Here is a 25,002-nt window from a genome sequence, read left to right as displayed (position 1 = left end):
CTGTGCGGCGCGTGGCGGCCGACGCGTCCTGCAAGCACGACATTGACACCTGATGAAGGCGGGGGGAACCATGACATTTGGGCATAACCTCGTGCTATACGGTCTGAACTGCGCTTTTGCCACTAAATCGCCGAACGGTCGACGCGAACGGCGGTTTTTGCGGGCCCGGCTACCGAACATGCATTCGATGCCCGGCTCACTGTGGTCCCGGCGGCATCAGGCGCGGCGGCGAGGTTGGACGTCGTGGACGCCGGTCGCTACCCTGACGCTCTCCCTACGTGAGGACACAGCGCGCATGACGCCCCCCGCTCTCTAGACCTGACACTTCTCCACGCATCGGTCGCCGACCACGCCGTCGGCTCTGTTCTCCATGCCTTCGTCAGGTCTTCAGAGAGTCATGTCTTCACACCTTCATCCCGTGCTGCCCTGGGCCGTGCGGCGCACCCGCCTGCCCCTGCTCGCCCTCCGCTGCGTGGACTGCCCCTCGGGGCACGCCGCGGTCGGCGACGGCAGGTTCCGCGTCAACGCCAACGGCAAGCTGCTCGACGTCTGGCTGCTGGTCAACTGCGCCGCCTGCGGGCGGACCGGCAAGCTCACCGTCCACGACCGCGTCCAGGTCGGCGCGCTGCGCGCCGACCTGCTGGCCGGCTACACGACCAACTCACCGTCCCTTGTCACCGACACGCTCCTCGACCCGTCGATCGCCCGGCGCAACCGGTTCGCGCTCGACTGGGACGGGTGCTGGGAACTCGACGCGTCCCCCGTGCCCGATGATCCGTGGCCCGTCCGGGTCGCGGTCGTCTTCGAGGATCCGGTGCCGGTCCGTCCCGAACGGCTGATCGCCCGCGGGCTGGGCCTCAGCCGCTCCGAGATCGCCCGCAGAGTGAAGATCGAGATCCCGTTGAACCGGAGGACGAGGCACGACTTCTCGTTCGTCCTGGTATGCCCGGCCGGTTAGCCTCCGGGCATCGGCGGTGCGCCGAGGCGGGACACGGCCCGGCCGTGTCCCGCCTCGGTCCCGTTGGTGAAGACGCCGGTGCCGCGGGCGGCGTCCCGAGCCCGCCGGGCTGCTGGACGGCGGCGCTTCCGGTGATCACGTGTTGGAGCACGCGCCGCCGCTGAAGAACGCCCCGGTGCGCGAGCCGCGTCCTGCCCGATCTGACCGCCTTCGACCTGGTTTCCCGCGGCGACCGGGCGGTAATCACATAACCATGATCGACGATCAGCGGGCCGGCCGTGCGGGGACCGTCGACTCGCTGGTCGACCCGGACGGCGGCGACCCCGACTGGCTGTGGCGCAGCGGCGGCCTCGTCCCGTGGCATGAGGCGCGGGTGCACGTCAACGCGGTGGGGCACGCGTCCGTCGCTGCGGTCTTCGAGGGCCTCAAGGCGTACCTGGCCGCCGACGGCGAGCGGCTCCTGGTCTTTCGGCTGGACGACCACCTGCGCCGCCTCCACCAGTCCGCGCGGATCTGCCGCATCGAGATCCCCTGGACGGCCGAGGAGCTGCACACCGCCGTCCTGGAGGTGCTCGCGGCCAACGGCTACGCGTGCGACGTCTACGTGCGCCCGTGGGCCTACCCCGCCGGCATCATCCGCGAGCAGATGGTGCCCGCCGGGCTGCGCTGCGACGTCGTCGTGGACAGCTGGCCGTTCCGCAGCGGCCTGGCCGACGAGCGCGGCTGCCGCGCGGCGGTCAGCTCCTGGCTGCGGGTGCCCGACGCCAGCGCCCCGCCGCGCGCCAAGGCGTTCTCGAACTACCACAACGGCCGGCTGGCGCTGATGGAGGCGCGGGAGAACGGGCACGACTGGCCGATCATGCTGAACGAGCGGCTCAAGGTGAGCGAGGGCCCGGCGGCCTGCGTCGCGCTCGTCCGCGACGGCAGGGTCATCACCCCCGCGCTGACCGGCGGCCTGCTGGAGAGCATCACCCGCGACACCGCCCTCACGCTGCTCGCCGAGGCGGACGTCCCCGTCGAGGTGCGCGAGGTCGACCGCAGCGAGCTGTACGTGGCCGACGAGATCTTCTTCATGGGGACGGCCTGGGAGATCCTCCCCGTCCGCGCGGTGGACGGCCTCACCGTCGGCGACGGAACCCCCGGTCCGCTCACGACGCTCGTCCGGGACGCCTACATGCGGCTGGTGCGCGGAGAATCCACCGGGCACGACGAGTGGCTGACCGAGCTGAGGCTGCCGGACCGCGCCTGACCCCGCACGCAGCACCGAACCGCCCGCGGATGGCGTGCCGCGCTGTCGAGCTGGGCTTCGGCCTCGTCGCCGAGGGCGCGCACGCGGCCGGGCCGGGACCCCTGGCCGAGGTCGCGGCGGAACTCCGCGACACCCGTCCAGGGGTCCCCGGCCTGGCTGCCGCGCCGCTCGCCCACCATGCCGCCGATCCCGGGGACCTCGTCCGTCCGGCACCTGGCGGAGAACGCGCGGCGGCGCGCCTGTCGTTGGGCAACGAGCGGTACGCCCGCCTCTCAGGCCCGCGTCAGAGGCCGCTCACGGCCGCGATGCTGAACGGGAGTCGCGGGGTTCCCGGGCCCGTGGGCCCGCCCTTGTCGAACTGGGAGCGGACCACGTAGAGCTTCCCGTCCTTGCGGAGCAGGGTCGTCGGGGTCTGCAACGCCGGGTCGGTGACGCGCCGGGTGAGCCGGGCCGTCCGGCCGTCCGAGCCGATGCGCCACCGGCTGATCGCATAGGCGTCGGTGATCGGATGCGCCGCCCACAACGTGCCGTTTCGCAGTTCGAGACCGTCGCCCGTCGTCAGATCCCCTCCGCTCAGGGCCACCTTCTCGACCCTTCCGGAAGGCAACGCGATGCGGTAGAGGTCGCCGCCGGTCATGTCCACCGTCAGCAGATAGCGCCCCGACGGCTCGGTGACGATTCCGTTCAGGGTGATCGAGTCGGGCGCGTGCGGCTCCACGACCGCGGACAGGTCGAAGGCGGGTGTCAGAGGCGTGTCGCCACCCTGCTCCTGCGCCTTCGCGAGTTGCTCGGGCGTGACGCGATAGACCACGGCCCGCCTGCTGTCGGTGATGTAGGCGGTGCCGTCCGGCGTGATCGCCATGTCGTTGACCAGCCGCGCCTGCTGGCCGGTGACGGTGAACCGGGCCAGCAGGCGGCGGCTCGGAATGTCGTACACGGCGAGCCCGGTGAGGCGGTCGGTCACCCACAGCCGCCGGGACCGGTCGACCTCCATTCCGAGCGCCTGCGAGCGGCCGTCCCCGCGCGCGGGCAGGAACTCCTTGGCGACGCGGTCGCCGGGCGTCATCTTGAAGACCGCGCCGCCTTCGAACGTCCCGGCATAGAGGTCGCCGGTACGCGGATCCGCGGTGATTCCCTCGGGATAGACGCGGTCACCGGGAATGACGTAGGCCGTGGAGATCCGGACCTTGCCGTCCACGGAGGGCCCCGCCGCCTGCGCGGCGGAACCGAGGAGCAGGGGTGCGGCGAGAGCAGCGACAACGAGGGAGCGCCGGGCGTGATGCATGATCACCTTCTCCGAAAGGGGGTTGCGTGGGCGTCGCTTCGTCCGGCGGAACCGCCGGAAGGAGAGGGGGTAACGCGCCCACGGCCTCGGCGCGGGCATCCAGCGCGACGGCCGCCTCCACGCGGGGGCACTCCGAGCGCATCGCCGCTCCCTCCATCCCCCCGGACGCCATGCTAAGCCCTGAAGAAAACCGGCGACCGGCGCCGAGGACCGGGAAAAAGCGGCTGACCTGTGCGAACGGCGTGTTCGATTTCTAATGCCGGACGCGGACGACGAGTTTGCCGGTGGCGCGGTCGTGCTCCATGTCGTCATGGGCCCGCGGAACCTGCTCCAGGCCGTCATAGACGCGGTCCACGGGAAAGGCGAGCCGACCGGCCGCGACGGCGTCGAGAATCTCCTGGAAGACGTCCCGAGGCAGGTCGGCGGCATCGCCGAAGTAGCCCGCCAGCCGCACGCCCCTCGGCAGGTACTCGTTGGGGGAGAAGTCCCTCACCGTGTACTGGTTGGAGAGGCTGCCGCCGAAGCACGCCGTACCGTGCACGCGCACCGCGCGCAGGGTGTCGGGCAGGGTCGGCGTCCCGACCAGGTCGAGGGCGGCGTCGACACCGTCCGGATACAACTCGCGCACGGCGGACGCGACCTCTCCGGTGTCGAGCACCGGATGGTCGACACCGCGCTCCGCCAACCAGGCGAGGCGGCCGGCCTGCCGCGTGGTCGCCAGCACCGTGGACCCGCGCCACGCGGCCAGCGCCGCGGCGGCCAGGCCCACCGAGGACGTGCCGCCGCGTATCAGCAGGGACTGGCCGGGCTTGAGGTCCAGCCCGATGGTGAGCGAGCCGTAGGCGGTCTGCACCATCTCCGGTAGAGCGCCCAGCACCTCCCAGGGCAGATCGGTGTCCACCGGAACGACCTGGGACAGGGGAACCGACGTGTACTCGGCGTACCCGCCGTCGTAGGTGCGCCCCATGTCTCCCATCATCGCGACGACCTTCTGGCCGGGGACCAGTCCGCTACCGGCCGGAGCCGCGTCGACGGTCCCCGCTGCCTCGATCCCGGGCACCCGGGGAAACTCGACCCCCACGCTCACTCCGAGCCGGAGCTTCAACTCCGACCGGTTGAGGCCGAACGCCTCGACCCGGATGCGCACCCAGCCGTCCCGCTCGGGCGGGATCGGTAGCGCGACCACCCGCAGGTTGTCCACGGGCCCGGGAGCGGAGAGCCGAACAGCACGCATCGTTCCCGTCAAGGACGTCATGGCCCGCCTACTTCCCGGACGCGAAAGAGTCGATCAGCAGCGATCAACCCGGGCCCCCACGCCTTCATTCCCGCACCGACGAGCCGTGCCACCACGGTGGGCGTCCACCCGGCCGAACCGCTGAGGGGCACTCAAGAAGACGGCGGGCCCTGTCCCGGCTGAACGCTTTCGGTCACGCCACGACCCGTAGTGTCGTGGGCCCCTTGAACTGGCTGAAGGGCTTGTACTCGGGGGCCTGGTCCTCGGCCTCCAGGCGCAGTCCGGGGTAGCGGGCGGCCAGCAGCTCCAGGGCGATCTCCAGTTCGAGCCTGGCCAGCGGAGCGCCGATGCAGTTATGGATTCCGTGGCCGAAGCTGAGGTGCTGTTTCGCGTTCGTCCGGTCGAGCCGGAACTCCTCCGGTGCCTCGAAGTGGTCGGTGTCGTGGTTGGCGGAGGAGTAGAAGAGGAAGAGCCTGTCGCCTTCCTTGAAGGTGACGTCGCCGACGGTCGTCTCCCGCGTCGCCGTGCGGAACAGGCCGAGGACCGAGGTGTCGAAGCGCAGGCCCTCGGCGACCACCTGGCCGATCGCGATCTCCCCGCGCGCCAGGGCCGTCCAGCGGGACGGCTGCTGGAGGAGGGCGCTCACGATGTTGGTGATGGCGTTCCCGGTGGTCTCCCATCCGGCGCTGACCAGCCCGAGCGTCTGGATGACGATCTCGTCCACGCTGAGCGCGTGGCCGTCCGGATCACCCTTGATCATCAAGGACATCAGGTCGTCACCCGGATCCGCCCGCCGGATCTCCACCAGCTCGCGGAGGTACTCGACCGCCTCGCCGAAGCTCCGGCCATGGGCGATCAGTTCGCTCTCACCGAGCGCCGCGGTTCCCGCGAACAGGACCGTCTCGTCGGCTATCCAGCGCCGGAGCTTGGCGTGCTCGCTCAGCGGGAAGCCGGTCACATGCATGATGACCTCCAGCGGGACGACCGTGGCGAACTCGCCCACCAGGTCGAAGCCGCCGGACTCGGGCAGGCGGTCGACGTTCGCCGCGATGATCCGCCGGATCGCCGGTTCGAACGCGGCGACGGTGCCGGGCTTGAAACCGTGGTGCACGAGACGGCGCACGGCGGTGTGCCGTGGCGGATCGCCCACCGTCACGATGGTGTTGTCGAACAGAAAGTCCGCCGCCCGCTGTGCGATTTCCGGCAACCCGGTGGGCCTCGGGAACGCGTCGCTGGAGGAGAACGTCCTCCAGTCGGACGCGATCTGCTTGATGTCGTCGTATCGGGTGACACACCACGATTGCAGCGGCTCGGAAAAGAAGATCGGTTCCCGTTCGCGGGCCTGTTCCAGGAAACGGTAGGCCGAGCCGACATGAGGGCCGAACGGATTGAAGGATCGCAGATCGATGCCGTCATCCGTTGCGGTCGCGTTCCCTGGCGAGATGTCTGCGGCCACGGGTCCAACCCCTTCCCTGGAGGCGGGAAATCAAGCGCACGCTATCACCGGACATCCCCGCCCTCAGGTGCCGTTAGCCGACAGTGGCCATCGAGCAAGCATGATCCTTTTTCCTGGCGTCCCGAGTAATCGTCCTGGCGCTTTACGGATTCGAACGCGCACAAGCGGAACCGGACTTAGGGAATCGACGGCCCTGCCGCCGGGACGACAGGGCCGGTCCTGGATCAGGGCAGGTCGAAGGCCAGCAGCACGTTTCCGCGCTCGCTCGGGTACATCGGCTCGTACCCGGTCTGGACGTAGAGCGTGCCGTGCGCGACCACCGCGCCGCCGTTGCCCGCGATCGAGCCGCCGCGCCCGGGAATCCCGTTGACGCCGGTGAAGTCCCGGATGGTGTCGTACTCCCACAGCACCGCGCCGGTCCGCGCGGAGTACACCCGCATTTTGCCGTCGGTGCTGCCCTCGTAGACGAGTCCCGGACTGGAGGTGACCGCCGGGGTGTGGGCCAGCACGCACTGCTCGGGATACTGGGCCGCGCCACCCCGGGTGCAGCCGTCGGCGGGGTTGGGCGTGGTCCACACCACCTTGCCGGTGGCCGGGTCCAGGGCGTTCAGCGTGCCGGGCCCGGCGTAGTAGGTGGCCGCGTACAGGTGCGTGCCGTCGTAGCTGGCGCCCCACTGGATGCCGGTGGCCCCGCCCAGCGGCGACGGCACCGAGAGCTGCCGCCGCCAGCGCACCTTGCCGGTCCGCGCGTCGAAGGCGTGGTACACGCCGCTCTTCTGGCCGACCCCCACCAGCATGCGGCCGCGCACCGGGAACAGGTTCGGGGTCGAGCCGAGGTCGAAGTCCAGCGCCGTGTTGTCCTTCAGGCCGGGGCAGTAGCCCTCGCCGTCGGGGAAGTTGCACAGATCGCGCCAGCTGTCCGAGTCGGTGACCTGCTGCTTCCACCGCACGGCGCCGCTGACCGCGTCCAGCGCGAACAGGGTGTCGAAGTCCCCGCCGTGCCCGGAGTAGTTCTGCCCGGTGCCGATGTAGAGCGTTCCCGTGGACTCGTCGATGACCGGCGAGCCCCACACACCCGCACCGGAGGGCTCGTACCGGGTCGCGCCGCTCGGCCAGGTGCCCACCGCCTGCGGTTCGGGCATCGTATAGCGCCGCCACACCAGCGCTCCGGTCGCGGCGTTGAGCGAGTCGATGTGCCCGCGGAAGGTGCAGCACGGGTAGTCCTTGTCGACGCCGTGCTCGGCGCTGGACGCGCCGAGGTAGATCCGGCCCCGGTAGTACAGCGGCGAACTGGTGTGCCAGCCGCGTGGATGGTTCTCGGTCTGCACCGCCCAGATCAGCTTTCCGGTGTGCTGATCCAGCGCGTACACATAACCGCGGCTGTCGCCGAAGAAGACCTTGCCCTCGGCGACCGCCGCCCCGGTCGCGCCGTTGAACGCGACCCCCTCCATCGTGCTGGCCCCCACGGACCCCAGGCTGAACCGCCACTTCGTCTTCCCGGTCCTGGCGTCGACCGCGTAGAACATCCGGTCCGGCCCACCGAAGAACACGTCATTACCGACGACCGCGGGCTGGCTCTTCGCCCACGCCCCGGTCTTCGGATAGGCGAACGCCCATTTGAGCTTCAGCCGCCCCACGGTGCGCGGGGTGATCCGATGTTCGGCGCGGTTGAACCGCGACCCGGCGGGATCGCCCTGCCAACTCGGCCAGTCGCCGCTCGCGACGCCGGCGTCCGCGCCCGAGACGGCCGCGGTCGTGCTGCCGAGCAGCGCCACGAGAGAGCACAGGACCAGCAGACCACGTGCACGACGCACGGGAACCACCCCCAAATCGTGGTATTTCCCACCAGCCTGACAGGGTCAATAGATCACGTCGATGCGCCACCGAGGGGAAATTGGCGGCTTGTGACATCTTGCCGCTCGGCCCCCGCACAAGATCGGCGAATTGTCCTCATTGACGCCGCCGCCCCTCTGAGATAACGACCGCCACCACTTCCAGTCGAAGCCGCTGTCGGACCACCTGACCCGCCCATCGCCAAAGCAGTACGCGTTTCGATGCGCCAACCGGACACCGCAGCGGCCTGAAGCCAGCGGCCGCCACTAGGGCGTTTCTTACGGCTCTTGAAGGGTGGCGGTGGATCTATCGGGTGAGTGGGCACGGGTCTGGCATGGTGGGACGTCATGAACTGACCGATGCGCAATGGGCGGTGATCGAGCCGTTATTGCCGGTCAACGGCAAACCGGGTGGACGGTGGAGCGACCATCGCAGGGTGATCAACGGGATCTTGTTCCGAGCCCGGACCGGGGTGCCCTGGCCTGACCTGCCCGAGCGGTTCGGGAACTGGAAGAGCGTCTATGACCGGCATCGCCGCTGGTCGGCTGATGGGACCTGGCAACGCATCCTGAGCGCGCTGCAGATCGAGGCCGACGCCGATGACCCCGATGGCGCACACGCCCGTGCGGTGGCAGCCGAGACCGCTGCCGATTCCGGCGTGTGACGGCATGGCGAACGCGGCGAGTGGGCCGTCAACATCGATTCCACCTCGTGCCGGGCGCACCAGCACGCCGCCGGTGCGCGGCGCGCTGCACCTGCCGACTTCCCGGAAAAGGGGGTGGCGCTGTTGTGGAGGAGGATGGGCGTGAGGCGCTGGGGCAGTCCCGGGGCGGGTTGACCACCAAGATCCATCTGCTGGCCGATGATCGGGCGCGGCCGCTGTGTCGGCTGACCTCGCCCGGGCAGCGGGGGGACAGCCCCATGTTCGGGCCGGTGCCGGCGCGGTTGCGGATCCGGCGGCGGGGTGCGGGCCATCCGGACCGGGTGCGCGGCGACAAGGCCTACTCCAGCCGCGACAACCGCGCCTACCTGCGCAGGCGGCACATCAAGGCGACCATCGCCCAGCCGAAGGACCAGCACGCCCACCGTCGGCGCAAGGGCTCGGCCGGAGGCCGTCCACCCGCTTTCGACAAAGCCCAGTACCGGCGCCGCAGTGCTGTCGAGCGGTGCGTGAGCAAGTGGAAGCAGTACCGGGCGGTGGCCACCCGCTACGACAAACGCGATTACGTCTACAACGGCACGCTCACCATCGCAGCGATCATGATCTGGCTCCGCGACACCGTCCAAAGAGCCATAAGAAACGCCCTAGCCGAGCCCGTCCCGGGAGACCTCCAGCCCGTCGTGTGGACACTCGCCGTCCCCGCGAGGAGGCCCGCCGGGACACGCCCGGCTGAAGTGAGAGGCGCCCCCGCCCCGGCCAGCAGGCGCCGCCCTGCCGGATGAGCACAATCACGTCCGCCAAGACGACCTGGACGGGGATGATGCTTGGGAGCGATGGCGCCGGGTTGGCGCGCCTCGCCCGCAGAGTCGCCGGGTAAGCAATGGAAATCGTGTACGTAGCGTCCTCTGCCCGAGCGCGGCCGGGGACGAGCAAGCCCAGGTCCGCCAGGTCTTGCCGGTCAGCCATATCTGTCTTCCCCGGGAGTACTACGGCGACCCTGTTGTCCAGGAACGTCCTCGAACCGGGCTATGCCCCGATGTTCCGGCTTCTGGTGCTGACAGCGACGAGCGCTTACTTTGCCCGCAAACCCGCCCACCTCTGTCCGGCTCCCGCGTATCCCCGTGATCAGGGAGAAGTGATCCCCCATGCCTCTTCCTCCTCGTGGTCGGAGCCGTCATCGCGTGGGCTGGCTACACCGCCACCCGCGACGCTGCCCCAACCCCCACTACGACACCCACGGTCCAACATCACCCCCCGCTAAACGGTCGCCTGGACCGAACGCGGGTGGGCAGGAGTTGGTTGCCGAAACCTGGCGACCATCCGGCGGACGGCCGGACGGTGGACGGCTCCGAGCTGGCGGGCCTTGGCACGCGCCCTCACCGCCGATCCGCCGCCGATGTGTTGCCGAGTCAGCTCTACGGTCGTTAGATGACCGCGGCGCGCGGCCCTTGCACGTTCGTAGGCGTGCGATGTTCTCGGACATGGTCTGGTCGATGAGTTCAGGATCGTAGCCGTCCTTGACAAGGGCGCTTTCGCCCCAGGGTTCGTACCGCGATGTGCAGCGGTTTCATGTCGGGGTTCCGCGCGGCCGCCGACTGGATCCGCGCCGCCACGCCCCTGTCCATCGGAGTGGGCTTGCCCATGCAGAGCACCTCCCCGCTTGTCGACGGAACGAGATTCCTGTCCCGGTGACCACCGCGCGGGTTGGCTGGCGCCGAGCCGACGCGTCTCGCGCGGGCGCCGGTGCCGCACGGGCTGGGTCCCCTGGGCCAGGATCCAGAGGGGAGCCAGACCCCGGTGCGGTGAAGGGCCCCGGCGTCCGCCCCGGTCGCCGGGAACCGCACTTCACAGCGTGTTCCTTGCCTCAGGGAACGTAGGCTGAGCTGTGGTTTCGGAGTGCCAGGGACTGCGGTTTGCCGAAGGCAATCGTCGCCCAGTAGTCGTCGTCCTCGTTCTTCTCCTTCCCGGCCGTTAAGGCGACCTCGACGCCCCCTGGGGTCGGGATGGGCGCTGGGATGGGGGGCTCGGGGGGAGTTTCGATGGGCGTCGTCGTCGCGGCGGACAGGAAGTCGCGCTCGACCGTGACGCGGTCCAACTCCGCGGTGAGGCGGACGATGGTGGGGGTCAGCTGGGAGATGGTCTGCTCTGCCCTCTCGTGCCGTAGCTCGACTCGCTCCTGCCGCAGGACCGTCAGGATCGGAGTGTCCTGCACGTGCATGACCAGCTTCATGAACAGCATGCGCTCCTTGGCGTTGCGGGCCTCCAGGTCGATCAACTCGTGGGTGCGGTTCTGGCCCTGCTCGGTCAGCTCGAACGTACGCCGCTGACCTTCACGGGCGGCTTCTACGTCCTCGATCGCGGCCTGCGCCGAGCGGCGCGCGGAGACAGCGTTGCTGGCGGTGTAGTAGATAGCCGCCCCGGCCAGGGTCCTTGCCGGTCAGGCCGCTGGTGCCGCCGACCTTCACCCCGTCGACGTGCACCAGCCACCATCGGGTACCCGGCCCAGCACCCACACCACCGCCGCCGCCACGGCGAGGGCGCCGAGCAGCAGCACGATCCGCGCCACCCGCTTGGCCGCCCGCGTCCCAGATCGCTCTGCCGTGCCCGCACCCGCGCCGTCCGGCGCCGGCTCCGCCATGCCCCTCAGACGCCCCTTCCGCGGTTCACCAGACCGCACGCCCGAACCCGGCGTTAAGCGGAGATCGATGATTTTCGGGTGCCGGGCGGGTCTGCACCCCAGACCGTGCGAAGGAGAGAACATGGACCTGCCCCAGGGAGACCCCGGACTACTGGAGTCCGGCACCGCCCAACGCCTGCTGCGGTCGACCATCCCGGCACGCGTCGCCTACATGGCGGTAGACGGGACGCCGCGGGTGATGTCGAGCTGGCACGTCTGGACGGGCGAGGAACTGGTGATGGCGACCTACGTCCGCTGCCCGCCCATGGGGATGCTGACGCCCGCACGGCGGCTGAGCGCGTTGCGCGCCAACCCCGCCGTCGCGATCACGATCGACACCGAGCGCCAGCCCCCGGAGGTGCTTCTGCTGCGCGGCCGGGTCACGATCCAGGAGGTGGACGGCATGGTGCCCGAGCAGGCGGAGGCCGCCCGGCGCTTCCTGGGAGAGAAGGGCGGCGCCGAGTACGTCGCGGGCGCCATGCACCCCGAAACGCGGATGGCCCGGATATCACTGCGCCCGGACTGGGTCGGCGTGCTCGACTTCCAGACCCGGCTGCCCGGGATCATCGGCGCCCCCTGAGCATCGAATCCCGCCCCCGAAGCAGGCGGACCCGAGACACCTGGCTCCACTGATCGAGAAAACGAACGGCAAGGTGAACAGATCGAACCGGACATCCAGGGGATGTCCCGACGATTACGGGGCGCCCGCGTCAAATGAACGCTTGGGGCGGGGGCGTAGGCCCGTGTCGCAGACGATGGCTCTTTCAGACAGTCGGCGGTGAGGGGGCCGGCGTCCGCGTGAAGCGCCCTTCGGTTCCGTCCCGACCGGGTTGGATCTCCCACCCGGTCGGGACCTCATGCGCGAGCTGGACGTCCGCCACCGTCGCCGCTTCCAGATCGACCCCGTGCGAGAAAGCCGCGCGACCCAGACCAACAGCACCCGCTAAGGCCGCCTTGTCGAACCCGGCGTTCCCGGTGAAGGTCGCGTCGCTGCGCCGGTGAAGTCGACCATGCCCGCCCCGCGAACCCGCAGGGTCGGCAGGTGCAGGGACGCGCAGAGCACGTCGGTGCGGGTTCGGCGGGATGGCAGGGCGGGTGGGGGTCACAGGCCGGTGATGACGGCGGTGACGGTGCCGTCTTGGCTGGTGAGGCCGCCGGGGGCGAGGCAGTTGAGGGGGCTGGGTGGCAGGTAGGCCCAGGTGAAGACGGCGGTGGCGCCGTTGAACTCGCCGGAGATGACGGTGCCGGTGCCGACGTACTGCTGGACCCCGGCGACGATGGTGGCCTCGGTCTGGGCGAAGGCGATGGTGGAGGTCTGGCCGTTGTTCCAGATGACGGGGTAGCGGTCGGGTCCGGCGGCGAGGGTGGCGCAGGACAGTCCGGCGACGGGGAAGGAACCGGAGATGTGCCCGCTGGTCAGGGTGGGGTCGCTGGAGGCGCAGGAGGTGTAGGTGTCGGTCTCGGTGATGGTGGTGGTCTGGGGGGTGAAGGTCAGGCCGGGGCTGTAGGCCAGGTGGCTGGTGCCGGTGCAGGTGAGGGTGTCGACGTCGGCGTCGGCGGGCTGGATGGGGAGCAGGGCGGTGAGCGCGGCCGTCAGGAGCAGGGCGGCCGGGGCGGCGGCCCTGCGGGCTCGCCGGCCCGCCTGCGGGGGGTGCGGGGTGGTGGTGCGGCTGGTGTTCATCGGGGTGTCCCTTTCGCGTGTGGGCGCAGGCCCGGCCAGGATGGAGTGGTGGTGTTCCCGGTGGTGGTGACGGCCCCGGGTGGGGTGCGCCGGGGCCGTCACCGGGGGTGGTGGTCAGCTGAACTGGAAGAGGGCGGTGTGGTCGGTGCCGTCGGCCAGTTTGAGGTGGAAGGTGCGGCAGGTGCCCTCCCACGCCTTGTCGGTCTTCCACACGTAGGTGTAACGGCCGGTGGCCAGGTTGTAGGTGAGTCCGGAGTTGGAGTCGGTGGTGGTCTCGACGGGGTCCTGGGTGCCGGTGCCGCAGGCGGTGGCCTGCGAGTAGGGGGAGTCGGAGGCCAGGACGTCCAGTCCCTGGTCGCCGTCCAAGGAGAACTTGACCGGGATGCTGCGTCCGGCGTTGACGGTGTTGACCACAGGCGGGTTGTCGACGGGGGCGAAGAACCCGGTGAAGGTGTAGGCGGGGCCGGGGTTGGTGTAGGTGTACTGGTCGGCGGTGGTGATGGGGCTGAGCGGGCCCGTTCCGTTCCTGACCCGGACGTCGACGGTGCCGGCGGCGTGGGCGGGAGCGGTCGCGGTGATCTGGGTGTCGCTGTCGACGCTGAAGGACGTCGCGGGGGTGCCGCCGAACTCCACGTAGTCGATCTGGGCACCGATGAACGAGCAGGTGAAGTCGTGGCCGGTGATGGTGACCGCGGTGCCGCCCGCCGGTGGTCCGGAGGTGGGGTTGACGGCGGTGACGCCCCAGGGGCCGCAGTCGGCGTGGGCCGGACCTGCTAGGGCCAGCAGGCCCGCCGCGCCCAGGGCGAGCGAGGCGATCAGGACGATTAACCGGCTGCGGAGTCCGCGGCGGCACGCCGGGGCGCTGGTGGACAGTGACATGGGGGTGTCCCTTCCGGCGCCGTGCCCCGACGGTCCCTCGACGGCCGACGTGACGTGGTACGACACCTGCGCGTGGCCACCCGCCCCTTGCGACGGTGCGCAGAGGGCGGCGGCCCGCGCTCCCGGGCGGCGCGCGCGGCTCGATCCGTCGATCCCCTGCCGGGCGTCGCCGAAGCCCGCGCCCATTACCAGAACGGATCATTCGCCTACCGTGAGCGATAATCCCAGGATTCTCGCCATCCCGGCATGAACACCAGAGGGCCGCTGTCCCGCCTGGCAAGGACACCCGTCCCGTGCTTGCCGGGCGCCTCGAACGTGGAGCAGTCCCCCGCCACGTACGCCCCATGCGCACTCCGCGCGGATCAGTAGAAGGGCCGCCCCCGGCGTGAGAACACGGCTTTTGAGACAACTCGACCTGCACCGACAACTGGCCCGGCCGGCAGCCCGCCGCTGTCTCAGATCCGATCGTTTCTAAGGCGGGTTGAGAGTAGTGCTCAGGAGCCGTTCGCGGGCGCGGGAGTTCGATCGAAGCGGCCCGCGCCCCCTTCGGTCGGCTCGATCCGCCAGCCCGGCGGCGGCACATGCTCGCCGGTGGCTTCCGCGACGGTGGCACACGTCATCTCGGGCTCAGCTTCGAACCTCGCCGCGTCGACCCCGGCTGGCCCGGGGAAGGTCGCCGCGTCGAACACAACGTCCCCGTTGAAGGTCGCCCCGCGGAACATGGCGGTCGCGGAGAAGGTCGCCATGGTGAAAACCGGGCGGGCCCGCCGGTCCCGCCGGGACGGGGGAGGACGGCCGCACGAGCGGCCCCAGGCCGCGGGCCCACCGCTCGTGCGGGGAGGGCTGGGCGGCGGCCAGGGTGTCGGCGCGGGTCGGGGCGGTGGAACGGGCGATGTTCATGGCGGCGGCGAGCTGCCCGTAGGAGCCTCCGCGGTCCTGGTGGGCGCGCACGGCCGCCTCCCGGATGCCGTGCAGGCGGGGCAGGACATCGCGGTCCAGGGCGACGATGATCCCGCGCAGGCTCGCCAGGTCGTTGTCGGTGTCGCCGATGGAGCCTCCTTCGCTGTAGCGGGAGGTGAACGTGCCGTCGCGTTCCAGCGTGTGCAGCAGGATCAGCGCCCACGCGACCAGGTGCCGCCGGCTCTCCGGCGGCCATCGCCGCTCCCACTGCGCATCGGTCAAGTCACCACGCCCCATCACCCCACAGCGACCCGACCAACGCCCACCATCAGCCGATCCAAGAAACACGCCCTAGCCGTCGGCGCCAGTGCCGGTATCGCTGTAGGGCCGGGCGTGCGGTGGGGGCCCATGGATGTTGATCCGGGGCAGTTGCGGTTGGCCGGTCCCGGCTCGCGCCGCGCCCGGCCGAACGTTCGGCGCATCCGGGGCGCTGGGTGCGGCTGCCGTGACCGACGAAGGCCGCGCCGTCCGCCACCACCTGCCGCCCCTCACCACTTGGGACCTGGTGAGGCATCAGCCGCGGCTTGTTTTGGGACCCCTCCCGATGGAAGGTCTTTAGGCTTCCGAACATGGTCCTGAAATCCCGGACGGCCAGGCGCGGTGTCACCACGCCGGCGGGGGTGATCGTGGCGCCGTACATGCGGCGCCTGGCGGCGGTCGGTGCTCTCCTCGCCCTGACGGGACTCGCCCTCGCGCTGCGTCGGGACCACCGTTTACCCGGCCCCGGTGACCGGTCCGCGGGGATCGTCGCCGGTGTGCTCGCCCTCGTGGTCGCGTGCTGGGTCGTCGCCTATCTGTTCTTGGCGAGGACGAGTCGGTCCCGAGTTGCCGCTCTCGCCTTCTCCACGGCGGCGTTCGGTGTGCTCGCCGTCGTGGTGATGGTCTCCGCTCCGTCCCTGTCACCGTCGGCCGAGTGCGAGCCGGTCGGGACGCACTGCGAAGAAGAGCCGGTGCCCACCCGCACCAGTCCCGCAGTCTTCGAGACGCCCAGACCGTATCACCGGGCGGGAAGGGGCACGGTTCCCATCGGTGTCCTGCTGCTGGGAGCCGCCGTCATCGCCGTGGGCGCGGTCGCCGCGCTCGGCTATCGCCGTCGGTCGGCGCGTGTCGCGGAACCGTTCGGCGATGAACCCCGTTCGGCCGCCTTGCGCACGGCCGTCGAAGCGGCCGGATACGCGCTGAGCACCGGTGACGCGCCCCGCGAAGCCGTGATCGCGTGCTACGCGGCGATGGAACAGGCTCTCGCCCGGTGCGGGGCCGGGCCCAGACCGTCCGACAGTCCGGCCGAGGTGCTCGGCAGGGCCGCCGCCCGGGGCCTCATCCGCGGCGAGAACGCCGAGGCTTTGACCGAGCTGTTCCGGCGGGCCCGCTTCAGCCGCCACACCGTCACCGACGACGACGTGCGGCGGGCGCGGGACGCCCTTGCCGCCGTCCGCGACGATCTGGGCGGTGTCCTCGGGGAGGTGCCGTGACCTGGAGGAACATCGCCGTGCTCGGCGCGGTGGCGGTCGGGGTCGGCGCGGTCGCGGGGCGCGCGGAGGGCGCGGTCGCGGCGGCCACGGGGCTCGCGGTCGTCGTGATGGCCGCGGCCTTGCCGGCGACTCCGCGCACTCCCCGATCCGATGGCGGGTACGCCGCGCCCGAGCCGGACCCACTCGCCCCGTTCGTCACCTACCGGAAGATCGAGACGTCCCTCGGCTGGGCGAACACCTCCGGGACGCACTACGACCGGGTCGTGCGCCCGCTGCTGGCGCGGCTGCTCGCCGAGCGGCTGCTCGAACGGCACGGCGTCGACATGGCCGCGCGTCCCGACCTCGCCCGCGACCTCGTGGGCCCCGAACTGTGGCCCTACTTCGACCCCGCCGGCACGGGTGCCCGCACCGGTGACGCCGTGCTGCGCCGTCTCGTGGAACGGCTTGAGGAGGTATGACCATGAACCCGTTACAGGCAGGGGAGAAGGCGCGGCTGATCCTGGAGGAGGTGGAGCGCGCCGTCGTCGGCAAACGTCCCGTGCTGGAGCAGATCCTCTGCGGGATCCTCGCGGGCGGGCACGTCCTCATCGAAGACCTCCCCGGGCTCGGCAAGACGCTGGTCGCCCGCTCGTTCGCGACGGTCCTCGGGCTCGGCTTCACCCGGATCCAGTTCACCCCCGACCTGCTCCCGGCGGACGTGACGGGTGCGCCCGTCTACGACCCGCGCACCAGTGACTTCGCGTTCCGGCCCGGGCCGGTCTTCACCAACGTCCTGCTCGCCGACGAGATCAACCGCACTCCGCCGAAGACCCAGGCGGCCCTGCTGGAGGCGATGGCCGAAGGCCAGGTGAGCATCGACGGGGTGACGCACCCGCTGCCCAGCCCGTTCGTCGTCCTCGCCACCGACAACCCGATCGAGTACGAGGGCACCTACCCGCTGCCGGAGGCCCAGCTCGACCGGTTCCTGCTGCGCGTTCGCGTTGGCTACCTGCCGCCCGAGGACGAGACCGACCTCCTGCGCCGCCGCCTCACCGGAGGCGGGCTGCCCCCTCGGCTCGAACCCGCGGTGGACGCGGCCGAGGTCCTCGCGATGCGCGCCGCCCTCGAACTCGTCGAGGTGGAGGACGATCTGCTCGGCTACGTCGTCCGGCTGCTCGCCGCGACCCGCGACCACCCGCAGGTGCTGGTCGGCGCCAGCCCGCGCGGCGGCCTCGGCCTGGTCGGGCTGGCCCGCGCACGCGCGCTCCTCGCCGGCCGCGACTTCGTCGTTCCGGAGGACGTGAAGGGCATCGCCGGTGCCGCGCTCGCGCACCGCGTCAGCGTGCGACCCGAGCTGTGGGTCCGCCGCGTGACGGGTGACGACCTCCTCGCCGAGATCCTCGGCGAGGTGCCCGCGCCGCGCGCCGAGACCGTCCGGTGAACCGGCACGACCTGGACTGGCGCGCCTCGCCGCACGCCGTCCGGCTAGCGGCGGTCGCGCTCGTCGCGCTCGCCGTGGCCTTGGTCACGCTGGAGGGCGCGGCCCTGATCGTCGCCGTTCCTCCGCTGGTGATGCTGGCCGCCGCCCGCCCTCCGACGGTGTCCACGCTCGACGCGGAGTGGAGGCTCAGCACCGAACGGTGCTTCGAGGGCGAGACCGTGGAGCTGCACCTGGTCGTCCGCGCCGTCGACCGGCTCGACCAGTTCGCCCTCACCTTCGTGCCCGGCTCGGTCAAGCTCCTCAGCCGGGCCACGGTCACCGTGACCGAAGGCTCATGGGCCGAGGCGACCTGGACACTGGCCGTCGACCGCTGGGGCCGCCGCCCCGTCGGCACCATCGAGATCACCTGCCTGGACGCTGGACGCACCCGCCGCGCGAGGCTGTCGTTCCCCGCCGGGGAGCTCGGTGTCTTCCCCGTCCCCAAGCCGTCCCGGGCCGGTGTCCGCCCGGCCGACCTGCTCGCTCGCCTCGGCGACCACACCAGCCGCGTGGCCGCCGAAGGCGTCGAGTTCACCGGAATCCGGCCCTACGTCCCGGGCGACCGGCCACGCCGCGTCAACTGGGCGGTCAGCTCCCGGCGCGGTGAGCTGCACGTGAACCAGCAGTCGGCGGAACGGGCCGCCGACGTGGTCGTCCTTCTCGACACGCTCTCCGAGGCTGGGGACCCCGGCGACACCACGCTCGACCGGGCCGTGCGCGGCGCCGCCGCCGTGATCCGGGCCCAGCTGCGCCGCGCGGACCGGGTCGGTATCGTCGTCCTCGGCGACCGCATCCGCTGGCTGCGTCCCGACCTGGGCGAACGCCACTTCTACCGGATCGCCGAAGCCGTACTCGACGCCTGGCGCGAGCCCGGCTACCGGCGGCCGCACGTCACCCGCATCCCGCCACCCGCGCTGCCGCCCGGCGCCCTCGTCCTGGTGTTCTCGCCGCTGCTCGACCACGACGCGGTCGAGGTGATCCGCAGCCTGCGGGAACGCGGCTTCGAGACCGTCGTCGTGGACGTCCTCCGCGAGGAGCCCCCGCGGCCCGCCGACGACCTGGCGCTGCGGCTCTGGCGGCTGGAACGGGCGGGCCTCGTGCGCAGGATGACCGACCTCGGTATCCCCGTCGTCCCCTGGACCGGGCCCGACACCCTGCGAACCGGGGTGCGCCCATGACCACGCTGCTGCTGATCGTGTCGGCCTACGTCGTGGTCGTTGCCCTGCTGGCCGGCGAGCTGCGCGCGACCGCCCCCGCCGACCGCCGCGCCTGGCTGCGCCAGCACGCCCCGCTCCTCGCCTGGACGCTCCCGGTCACCGCCACCGTGACACTCTTCACCCTCGCCGACACCGCGCCCCTGCCCGATCAGGCGGCTTGGGCGGTGATCGTCGCTCCCGTCGCGGCGGCCGCCGCGTTCCTCCTCGCGGTCGGCCGCCGCTGACAAAACACCGAGCGGGCCCGCAGTGATTCTGTCTGCGTCCAGCGGCAGCCGTCACAGATCCTCCGTGATGCCTACAGCTCCAGCACAGCCCTCGCCTGGGCCGAACTCAACCAAGCATCCGGCGCCATCACCCACCGCCTCGTCGGGCCGCTCCTTCGAGAGCTTGACACCGAGAACCACTACACCTCTGCCCTGACCGTTTCAGAGCCTGCCAGCGACCCTGACGTCTCTTGGTTCAGAGAAGATGAGGTGGCCGCCCTGGTAGCCAGGGCCTGTGCTGATCAGTGTGACGCGGTGGGCTGAAGCTCGCGGTTGGATGGGACGGGGCCGTGACCATGGCGGATGTGGCCAAGCGTGCGAAGGTGAGCGTCGGAACGGTCTCTCATGTCCTCCGCCATCCCGACCGTGTGGCCACGGGGGCGCGAGAGCGTGTGGAGGAGGCGATCCTGGCGATGGGGTACGCGCCTTCGACGGCGGCGCCGGCCACCAGGTCGGGGCGCGCCGCACTGGCGCCGATCAGGGTTCGCGACGTGGGTGTTCCACCCTGCGGCGTCGGGCTGGTACCCCAAGGAAAGGCGCCGCAGCCTGCCCGGCCGGTACCGCTTCTCGGAGAGCCGTGGCCAGGCTCCCTGTCAGAGGACGTAACTCCCAGTGGCCCGCCGAGATGTGCTGGACGCCGATCGCTGCGGGCTTGACGCCGCACGGCCTGCGCCATTCCCACATGCTTGAAGAGGCCGGTGTTCAACAGAAGTCGATCGACCAACGTATGGGGCATGAGGACGGCTCGATGCGGAGCCGATACACCCATGTCACCCGAAAGATCAGAGACAGGCTTAGAGGAGCTGAACGACCAGTGGCATGAAAGCCCTAGGCACTCGGCTGCGTATGTGCCCTCGCTCACCCGTGAACGTCCTCGACGCGCTGCTGCGCGCCGAGGCAGAGAGATGATTTCAAGATCATCCCACGAGTTTCCCGCGGAGTGGTAGTTCTACCCTTCGCATCAGGGCCCTGAATAGGCCCTGACCTGTGTCGGGACGGCGGGATTTGAACCCACGACCCCTTGACCCCCAGAGGGGTACAAAGAGTCCATCCCCGTCCATACAGGCCGTGGCGCGGGTCAGGGTCCGGGAAAAGTCCAGTTCAGACGCCCTGGTCCACTCCCGTCTTTCCAGTCCGTGAGACGTGTGTGAGACGGATGTGAGGCGGGGCGGCCCCGGACGCGGTGATGGAAGCACCGGCCGGGGCCTTGACCCGGAGGAGCCCGGATCGTGAACGACCCTACGACGCCCTGCGCCATCTCGTGGTGCGACGGCACCCACACCGAGAAGCCGAACCACCTGATCCACCGTCCCGACGTCGGGACGGTCCCCATCCCGGGCGGCCCGCTCGCCGTGGCGCTGCTGTTCATCGAGTCCACGAGCGGCGGCCGGGACGCGGGGCCCGTTGTGACGCTGCGGTGGACGGAGCTGGAGGGCGATGGCACCGCCCCGGGGCCCACGGCGGCCGGGCTCGACCTGGAGCCCGACGCGGCACGCGCGCTCGGCGAGCTGCTCGCCACCGCGCACGCGCGCCTGGCCCCTCGCGAGGACTCGTCCGGGCGCGCAGGAGTCGACGTCGGCCCGTTTGAGACCGTGTGCCAGGCCGCCGCGACCGTCCGCGAGGTCTACGCCCAGGGGATCGACTGGCCGGGCACGTTCGGCCAATCCAACCGCGACCAGCTCCTCGCCGCGTGCGAGGCCGGCGGCGTCGAGCTCGGCGCCTGGGACCGCAGGATCATCGAATGGCTCGCCGGGTGGGAACCCGAAGTCGTCGCCGTGGTCGTCGGCCTGATCGCCCGCGCGCATGCCGCCGGGTGCGCCCGATGATCCGGGCGAGCACTGCGGCCGTGGTCGTCGGCATCGGTGCCATCGCCGCGTACATCTCCTACCGTCATGCGCTGGACGTGGCGACCGCGCACGGGGAGCCGGGCGCGACCGGCCGCCTGGTCCCGCTCACCGTCGATGGGCTCGTGTACGTCGCGTCCATGGTGATGCTCGACGCGGCTCGCCGTCGCGTCCAGGCGCCCGCCCTGGCGCGGTTCGCGCTCGTCCTGGGGATCGGTGCGACGGTCGCCGTGAACGTGCTTCACGGTGTCGCCCACGGGCCGGTCGGGTCGGTCATCGCGGCATGGCCAGCGATCACGCTCGTGGTCGCCGTCGAGCTGCTGATGGGCATGATCCGGCGGGGGCATGTCGACCCCGCGCCCGCGCCTTCACCAGCGGCCCCTGCGGTCGCGAGCATGGACGAGCAGAGCGTCCAGGAGGACGAGAGCGTGACGGAATCCGAGACGGAAGCGCCCGCGCCTGACCCGCTGGTTGCGACCGCCCGCGACCGGTTCGGGGAGACGCTCGCGACCGGGGCCATGCCGTCGGTGCGGGCGCTGCGCCGGGAGCTGCGTATCGGTTACCCGCGCGCCGTGCGCGTCCGTGAGGCGCTCGCAGCGGGCGCGTAGCCGGACGCAGGAGGGCCGCCACCGGATGCCGGTGGCGGCCCTTCGCGTTGCCGAAGCGGCTACGAGCGCGGAGGTCGGCCGCCCTTCCGCGAGCGCCGTTCGGCAAGCTCCTGTTCGGCCGCGGCGAGGTCGGCCAGGTCCTGCTCGTCTCCGTGCGTCTTGATCTGCTCGCGCATGCGGTTCAGGAGGTCGGCGGTTCGGTCGGTGCCGAGCCGGGAGCAGACGCGTCCGTAGGCGTCCCACATGGGGATGGGCACTCGGATGGGTCTGGTCGGTGTCTTCGCCGGCGCCTTCTCGTCGTCGCTCATGGCCCTGGTCTCCTCCGCTCGCTTGTGTAGCTACGCGGAATCTTCGCATACCTCTTGTGTAGCTACCCGGTTCCTACTTACTATGTAGCTACCCAGTTAGGGCGGGCGAACGAAGGAGACAGCACATGGCCACCACGGCGACCCCCAAGACCACCAACTGCCGCCGCTGCCGCTCCCTGCTCACCTCCGCCCGCTCCGTCGCACGCGGCTACGGCGACCAGTGCTGGAAGCAGAAGCAGCGCGAGGACGCGGTCAAGGCCGCCGGGTTCAAGGCCCACCAGGTCGCCAGCGCCCGCGAGCTGATCGAGGACGGCGCGATCGTCCCGCTGAAGCCCGGCCTGTTCGTCGTCGTCTCCAGCGACGGCAGCGAGTTCTACGAGACCACCGTCGACACCTGCGCCTGCCCCGCCTACGAGGCGGGCCGCGCCTGCTACCACCGCGCGGCCGTCCTGCTCGCCGCCTGACGCTCCCCGTACCGACCCGCGCCCCCCGCCAAACAGGGCGGGCCCGGACACAGCGATTGCCCCGCTGGCCGGGCCCTTGATCGGACAGGGAGGTCCAACCCATGACCCACACTATCGACGCCGCCACGCTGGCCGAGGGCCTCGCCGAGATGCGCGCCACGGCCAACCAGTACGCCGAGGAAGCCCGCGGCTACCGTGCCGCTGCCGACCGCGAGACGGCCGACGCGCTGGACGACGTCGCCTCCTCCCTGGCGGCGCTCGCCGACGCTATCGAGGGGCGCGTGAACGTCGGGCAGGCGATGGCGAACTCAACGCGCGCCTATGAGCGCATGCTGGCCATCCTCGACGCGCAGAACGGGCTGAGCGGAACGTAGGCAGCGCCTCGCCAGGGCCTCTAGATGAGACTGGGCCCCGCCCTCCAGAGGAGGAGCGGGGCCCGGTGCATCGCGGGTTCAGGGTAGCGGCAGAACCTGTCTCTCGCCGAGGGTCGGCGCTATCCCTCCACGCCGGACGGCGCGTCCTCGCACCGGTCCCGCGCGAGGATCTCGTCGAACTCGTTCACCCATTCGGCTCCCTGCTGGTCGACCGGCAGGCCGGCCTTCCCCTCGGCGACGAGCGCGGCGGCGTCCTCGTGGTCGCCCAGCGACGAGAAGGTGATGCCGACGACCAGGCGGAAGAACGGCGGCGAGTACCAGTAGATCGGCGGCGGCGGATCGGCCACCTCGTCGGCATGGTCGGCTACGTCGAGCAGGATTCGCCGCGCCCGCTCGTCGTCGCCGAGCATGGCATGCGCACGGGCTGACTGGAGGCGGTCGAAGAGCCGTTGCGCCGGGTGCGCGCCGGGCGTTGCGAGAGCCGCCGCCGAGGCGCGGACCACGGCGCGAGGTCGGTTCTGCTGCCGCGCGACGTATCCGGTGAAGGACGTCCCGAGCGCAGCGACGGTGCCGTGGTCGAACTCGTCGGCGAGGTCGACGGCGCGGTGGAAGAGTGCGATGGCGCGGGCGTCCAGGCGCAGTGCCGCATGGAGCCACCCGGTGAATGCGGTCCACTCGGCGACGATGCGGCCGAGCTGGTCGCGCAGGGGGCCGTGCGCATCCCGCAACATGTGCGTGATGGCGTCGAGTTGCCCAGCGACGGGATCGAGCAGGACGGCGGGCCCCATCGCGTCCTCCAGGCGGCGCTGCCCGGCGAGGACGGCGGCGAGTGCGTCCAGCGTGGCCACGTCGAGTCGGGCGGGACGCAGGGACACCTGCGTGAGACGGTCCTCATCCTCGGGCGTGACCGTGCCGTCCAGCCCGTCCGGGCGCCACAGGTGTAGCTCGGGCCGCGGCGAGCCGAACAGGTCCTCATCGGCGCGGCCAGTCACGCGCACGTACAGCGCCCGATAGCGACGGTTCGGGACGTATTTGCCCGTCTCCCATTGCTTGATCATTTCCGTGAGGCTCGGGACGTGGGGCATGCGGTCGCGGTCGCGAGGTTCTGCTGCGCCGCGTAGCAGCCGCGCCAGGTCGGGACGCGACCAGTACGGCGAGTCCTCGCGCGCCTTGCGCAGGCGTGCGCCGATGGCCTTCTTGTCGGGGGTCACTGCGATGCACCTCGACTGCTTCAGGGGGAAAGGCCCCTACCCTTCCTGGCCCTTCCCCATCCTCCCCTGTCATGGCGGGGCGCGTCACGGGTTCACTGAACGTCACCGGAACACCACCGTGCATCGCAGCAGGGGGACGGCCATGAGGGGACCATTCGACCGAACCGCGCAGCTCGACGCGACACCGCTCCACCGCACTGAGATCCAGAGGGTGGAGAGCTGTTTCCCCGGCACACACGCCTGGTTCGGGCACCACACCCGCAGGTGGTGGGCGTATGTGCCCCGGCCCGAGCCCGGCCTGGTCGAGGCGGCCAACCCTGACGCGCTGATGGATGAGGTCGCGAAGGGGTGGCGATGAGCGCCCCGATGAACGTGGGTGCGGGGATCGTTGGCGCGGCCCGCACCCACCCCGCGTGCGGTTCGATCTCCGGCGAATGGGGGGCGCCGTCGAGATCGCCTCACCGGCATGGACCCGCCGCCCCCGCTGGTCCGTGCCCGCCGCCCGCCCGGTGTCCGTCAGCACCGGGCGGGCGGCCCCCGACGACGCGGCGGCGCGGCTCCTTCCCCCGCATCAGGCGCGCCGCCGCGTCACGACGAGAGGGGATGGGCTGACATGAGCGCCAGCTACGACGTGGAGGGGAAGGACGGCGTGTTCGTCATCGCCGAGCAGACCGGCAAGGTCATCGGCGTCTTCTACGCCGAGTCCGACCTCGGCTGGTGGCGCGGCCACGTGCGCGGGAGGGTGCGGCGCCTGTTCATCCCGGCGGCCGAGCCTCTCGATGTGGGACGGCGGTTCCTGAGCCCCTAGAGCCGGGGCGGCGCCGCTGGTCCGACCCTGCGGCAGGCGGCGCCGCTCCAACCAGACGCGCGCCGGCCGCGATGCGCTGTTCCCCAACTGCTGCGGCGCGG

General features: G+C 71.0%; 26 protein-coding genes and 1 pseudogene. 16 read left to right on the top strand and 11 right to left on the bottom strand.

Annotated elements, in window-relative coordinates; genetic code table 11:
* Positions 1 to 418 precede the first annotated feature (418 nt).
* Together GNZ18_RS20770 and ilvE are read left to right on the top strand one after the other, a co-directional pair.
* Positions 419 to 958, top strand: a complete 540-nt coding sequence (locus GNZ18_RS20770; RefSeq protein WP_312874647.1) for a DUF1062 domain-containing protein — start codon at positions 419 to 421, stop codon at positions 956 to 958.
* Between the two features lie 253 nt (positions 959 to 1,211).
* On the top strand, positions 1,212 to 2,207 hold the full coding sequence (gene ilvE / locus GNZ18_RS20765) for a branched-chain-amino-acid transaminase (protein WP_156218203.1): 996 nt from the start codon (positions 1,212 to 1,214) through the stop codon (positions 2,205 to 2,207).
* A gap of 283 nt (positions 2,208 to 2,490) precedes the next feature.
* On the opposite strand, the gene GNZ18_RS20755 is transcribed toward ilvE, so the two are convergent.
* The 4 genes from GNZ18_RS20755 to GNZ18_RS20740 all read right to left on the bottom strand — a co-directional run bounded on the left by GNZ18_RS20755 (position 2,491) and on the right by GNZ18_RS20740 (position 7,996).
* On the bottom strand, positions 2,491 to 3,492 hold the full coding sequence (locus tag GNZ18_RS20755) for an SMP-30/gluconolactonase/LRE family protein (protein WP_156218202.1): 1,002 nt from the start codon (positions 3,490 to 3,492) through the stop codon (positions 2,491 to 2,493).
* Between the two features lie 253 nt (positions 3,493 to 3,745).
* Positions 3,746 to 4,693: a zinc-binding dehydrogenase gene (locus GNZ18_RS20750; RefSeq protein WP_312874646.1), complete on the bottom strand. Its 948-nt coding sequence runs from the start codon at positions 4,691 to 4,693 to the stop codon at positions 3,746 to 3,748.
* 226 nt (positions 4,694 to 4,919) lie between these two features.
* A complete protein-coding gene (locus tag GNZ18_RS43720) occupies positions 4,920 to 5,876 on the bottom strand; it encodes a cytochrome P450 (RefSeq protein WP_156218200.1) in 957 nt (318 codons plus the stop codon).
* Between the two features lie 530 nt (positions 5,877 to 6,406).
* Positions 6,407 to 7,996 carry an outer membrane protein assembly factor BamB family protein gene (locus GNZ18_RS20740; protein ID WP_216651387.1) on the bottom strand — a complete coding sequence of 530 codons (1,590 nt, stop codon included), beginning with the start codon at positions 7,994 to 7,996 and terminating at the stop codon, positions 6,407 to 6,409.
* 356 nt (positions 7,997 to 8,352) lie between these two features.
* Here GNZ18_RS20740 and GNZ18_RS42305 point away from each other — a divergent pair.
* Positions 8,353 to 9,290 (top strand): annotated as a pseudogene (locus tag GNZ18_RS42305) (IS5 family transposase); the annotation flags it as partial.
* Positions 9,291 to 10,540: 1,250 nt separating this feature from the next.
* Here GNZ18_RS42305 and GNZ18_RS20730 read toward each other — a convergent pair.
* The gene (locus tag GNZ18_RS20730; RefSeq protein WP_156218199.1) at positions 10,541 to 10,951 is read right to left on the bottom strand and encodes a hypothetical protein; all 411 of its coding nucleotides are present in this window, start codon (positions 10,949 to 10,951) and stop codon (positions 10,541 to 10,543) included.
* Between the two features lie 186 nt (positions 10,952 to 11,137).
* On the bottom strand, positions 11,138 to 11,314 hold the full coding sequence (locus tag GNZ18_RS20725) for a hypothetical protein (RefSeq protein WP_156218198.1): 177 nt from the start codon (positions 11,312 to 11,314) through the stop codon (positions 11,138 to 11,140).
* A 121-nt stretch (positions 11,315 to 11,435) separates the two neighbouring features.
* Between GNZ18_RS20725 and GNZ18_RS20720 the strand changes: the two genes are divergently transcribed.
* Positions 11,436 to 11,933 carry a pyridoxamine 5'-phosphate oxidase family protein gene (locus tag GNZ18_RS20720; protein WP_156218197.1) on the top strand — a complete coding sequence of 166 codons (498 nt, stop codon included), beginning with the start codon at positions 11,436 to 11,438 and terminating at the stop codon, positions 11,931 to 11,933.
* Between the two features lie 522 nt (positions 11,934 to 12,455).
* On the opposite strand, the gene GNZ18_RS20715 is transcribed toward GNZ18_RS20720, so the two are convergent.
* From GNZ18_RS20715 to GNZ18_RS20705, 3 genes are all read right to left on the bottom strand, one after another.
* Complete coding sequence (locus tag GNZ18_RS20715) at positions 12,456 to 13,034, bottom strand: hypothetical protein (protein WP_156218196.1); 579 nt, start codon at positions 13,032 to 13,034, stop codon at positions 12,456 to 12,458.
* Positions 13,035 to 13,148: 114 nt separating this feature from the next.
* Entirely contained in the window at positions 13,149 to 13,913 is a 765-nt protein-coding gene (locus GNZ18_RS41310; RefSeq protein WP_216651385.1) for a PxKF domain-containing protein, read from the bottom strand.
* Between the two features lie 627 nt (positions 13,914 to 14,540).
* Positions 14,541 to 15,095 carry a hypothetical protein gene (locus GNZ18_RS20705; RefSeq protein ID WP_156218195.1) on the bottom strand — a complete coding sequence of 185 codons (555 nt, stop codon included), beginning with the start codon at positions 15,093 to 15,095 and terminating at the stop codon, positions 14,541 to 14,543.
* Between the two features lie 347 nt (positions 15,096 to 15,442).
* On the opposite strand from GNZ18_RS20705, the gene GNZ18_RS20700 reads away from it, so the two are divergent.
* The 9 genes from GNZ18_RS20700 to GNZ18_RS20665 all read left to right on the top strand — a co-directional run bounded on the left by GNZ18_RS20700 (position 15,443) and on the right by GNZ18_RS20665 (position 21,736).
* Entirely contained in the window at positions 15,443 to 16,345 is a 903-nt protein-coding gene (locus tag GNZ18_RS20700) for a DUF4129 domain-containing protein (protein WP_156218194.1), read from the top strand.
* On the top strand, positions 16,342 to 16,803 hold the full coding sequence (locus GNZ18_RS20695) for a hypothetical protein (protein WP_156218193.1): 462 nt from the start codon (positions 16,342 to 16,344) through the stop codon (positions 16,801 to 16,803). Before GNZ18_RS20700 ends, GNZ18_RS20695 begins: the two co-directional genes overlap by 4 nt.
* A 2-nt stretch (positions 16,804 to 16,805) precedes the next feature.
* Complete coding sequence (locus GNZ18_RS20690; protein WP_216651384.1) at positions 16,806 to 17,765, top strand: AAA family ATPase; 960 nt, start codon at positions 16,806 to 16,808, stop codon at positions 17,763 to 17,765.
* Positions 17,762 to 18,982 (top strand): DUF58 domain-containing protein, encoded by a 1,221-nt coding sequence (locus GNZ18_RS20685; RefSeq protein WP_156218191.1) that lies wholly within the window; start codon positions 17,762 to 17,764, stop codon positions 18,980 to 18,982. The genes GNZ18_RS20690 and GNZ18_RS20685 overlap by 4 nt, the downstream gene beginning before the upstream one ends.
* A complete protein-coding gene (locus GNZ18_RS20680; protein WP_156218190.1) occupies positions 18,979 to 19,245 on the top strand; it encodes a hypothetical protein in 267 nt (88 codons plus the stop codon). Before GNZ18_RS20685 ends, GNZ18_RS20680 begins: the two co-directional genes overlap by 4 nt.
* A gap of 335 nt (positions 19,246 to 19,580) precedes the next feature.
* On the top strand, positions 19,581 to 19,940 hold the full coding sequence (locus GNZ18_RS44050; RefSeq protein WP_376766280.1) for a LacI family DNA-binding transcriptional regulator: 360 nt from the start codon (positions 19,581 to 19,583) through the stop codon (positions 19,938 to 19,940).
* Positions 19,910 to 20,107, top strand: a complete 198-nt coding sequence (locus GNZ18_RS44045; RefSeq protein WP_376766277.1) for a tyrosine-type recombinase/integrase — start codon at positions 19,910 to 19,912, stop codon at positions 20,105 to 20,107. Before GNZ18_RS44050 ends, GNZ18_RS44045 begins: the two co-directional genes overlap by 31 nt.
* A 406-nt stretch (positions 20,108 to 20,513) precedes the next feature.
* A complete protein-coding gene (locus tag GNZ18_RS20670; RefSeq protein ID WP_156218189.1) occupies positions 20,514 to 21,110 on the top strand; it encodes a hypothetical protein in 597 nt (198 codons plus the stop codon).
* The gene (locus GNZ18_RS20665; protein WP_173390840.1) at positions 21,107 to 21,736 is read left to right on the top strand and encodes a DUF2637 domain-containing protein; all 630 of its coding nucleotides are present in this window, start codon (positions 21,107 to 21,109) and stop codon (positions 21,734 to 21,736) included. Before GNZ18_RS20670 ends, GNZ18_RS20665 begins: the two co-directional genes overlap by 4 nt.
* A 59-nt stretch (positions 21,737 to 21,795) precedes the next feature.
* Here the strand turns inward: GNZ18_RS20665 and GNZ18_RS20660 are convergent, their stop codons facing one another.
* Positions 21,796 to 22,044, bottom strand: a complete 249-nt coding sequence (locus GNZ18_RS20660; RefSeq protein WP_156218187.1) for a hypothetical protein — start codon at positions 22,042 to 22,044, stop codon at positions 21,796 to 21,798.
* A gap of 125 nt (positions 22,045 to 22,169) precedes the next feature.
* On the opposite strand from GNZ18_RS20660, the gene GNZ18_RS20655 reads away from it, so the two are divergent.
* On the top strand, positions 22,170 to 22,508 hold the full coding sequence (locus tag GNZ18_RS20655; protein WP_156218186.1) for a DUF6011 domain-containing protein: 339 nt from the start codon (positions 22,170 to 22,172) through the stop codon (positions 22,506 to 22,508).
* A 101-nt stretch (positions 22,509 to 22,609) separates the two neighbouring features.
* A complete protein-coding gene (locus GNZ18_RS20650; RefSeq protein WP_156218185.1) occupies positions 22,610 to 22,882 on the top strand; it encodes a hypothetical protein in 273 nt (90 codons plus the stop codon).
* Positions 22,883 to 23,001: 119 nt separating this feature from the next.
* Here the strand turns inward: GNZ18_RS20650 and GNZ18_RS20645 are convergent, their stop codons facing one another.
* Entirely contained in the window at positions 23,002 to 24,093 is a 1,092-nt protein-coding gene (locus GNZ18_RS20645) for an NsdA family TPR-like regulatory protein (protein WP_156218184.1), read from the bottom strand.
* A 613-nt stretch (positions 24,094 to 24,706) separates the two neighbouring features.
* Here GNZ18_RS20645 and GNZ18_RS20640 point away from each other — a divergent pair.
* The gene (locus GNZ18_RS20640; protein ID WP_156218183.1) at positions 24,707 to 24,901 is read left to right on the top strand and encodes a hypothetical protein; all 195 of its coding nucleotides are present in this window, start codon (positions 24,707 to 24,709) and stop codon (positions 24,899 to 24,901) included.
* The last annotated feature ends 101 nt before the right edge of the window (positions 24,902 to 25,002 follow it).

The organism is Actinomadura litoris, assembly GCF_009733595.1.
GTDB classification, from domain to species: Bacteria; Actinomycetota; Actinomycetes; order Streptosporangiales; family Streptosporangiaceae; genus Spirillospora; species Spirillospora litoris.
Note: the sequence above shows the minus strand (reverse complement) of the source record. Positions and strands in the feature narration are given on the sequence as shown.

Excerpts from the sequence above, each read along its gene's own strand:
- ilvE (WP_156218203.1), top strand. The coding sequence starts at position 1,212 with ATGATCGACGATCAGCGGGCCGGCCGTGCGGGGACCGTCGACTCGCTG.
- GNZ18_RS20755 (WP_156218202.1), bottom strand. The coding sequence starts at position 3,492 with ATGCATCACGCCCGGCGCTCCCTCGTTGTCGCTGCTCTCGCCGCACCC.
- GNZ18_RS20725 (WP_156218198.1), bottom strand. The coding sequence starts at position 11,314 with ATGGCGGAGCCGGCGCCGGACGGCGCGGGTGCGGGCACGGCAGAGCGA.
- GNZ18_RS20720 (WP_156218197.1), top strand. The coding sequence starts at position 11,436 with ATGGACCTGCCCCAGGGAGACCCCGGACTACTGGAGTCCGGCACCGCC.
- GNZ18_RS20715 (WP_156218196.1), bottom strand. The coding sequence starts at position 13,034 with ATGAACACCAGCCGCACCACCACCCCGCACCCCCCGCAGGCGGGCCGG.
- GNZ18_RS41310 (WP_216651385.1), bottom strand. The coding sequence starts at position 13,913 with ATGTCACTGTCCACCAGCGCCCCGGCGTGCCGCCGCGGACTCCGCAGC.
- GNZ18_RS20700 (WP_156218194.1), top strand. The coding sequence starts at position 15,443 with ATGGTCCTGAAATCCCGGACGGCCAGGCGCGGTGTCACCACGCCGGCG.
- GNZ18_RS20690 (WP_216651384.1), top strand. The coding sequence starts at position 16,806 with ATGAACCCGTTACAGGCAGGGGAGAAGGCGCGGCTGATCCTGGAGGAG.
- GNZ18_RS20680 (WP_156218190.1), top strand. The coding sequence starts at position 18,979 with ATGACCACGCTGCTGCTGATCGTGTCGGCCTACGTCGTGGTCGTTGCC.
- GNZ18_RS44050 (WP_376766280.1), top strand. The coding sequence starts at position 19,581 with ATGGCGGATGTGGCCAAGCGTGCGAAGGTGAGCGTCGGAACGGTCTCT.
- GNZ18_RS44045 (WP_376766277.1), top strand. The coding sequence starts at position 19,910 with ATGTGCTGGACGCCGATCGCTGCGGGCTTGACGCCGCACGGCCTGCGC.
- GNZ18_RS20665 (WP_173390840.1), top strand. The coding sequence starts at position 21,107 with ATGATCCGGGCGAGCACTGCGGCCGTGGTCGTCGGCATCGGTGCCATC.
- GNZ18_RS20660 (WP_156218187.1), bottom strand. The coding sequence starts at position 22,044 with ATGAGCGACGACGAGAAGGCGCCGGCGAAGACACCGACCAGACCCATC.
- GNZ18_RS20655 (WP_156218186.1), top strand. The coding sequence starts at position 22,170 with ATGGCCACCACGGCGACCCCCAAGACCACCAACTGCCGCCGCTGCCGC.
- GNZ18_RS20650 (WP_156218185.1), top strand. The coding sequence starts at position 22,610 with ATGACCCACACTATCGACGCCGCCACGCTGGCCGAGGGCCTCGCCGAG.
- GNZ18_RS20640 (WP_156218183.1), top strand. The coding sequence starts at position 24,707 with ATGAGCGCCAGCTACGACGTGGAGGGGAAGGACGGCGTGTTCGTCATC.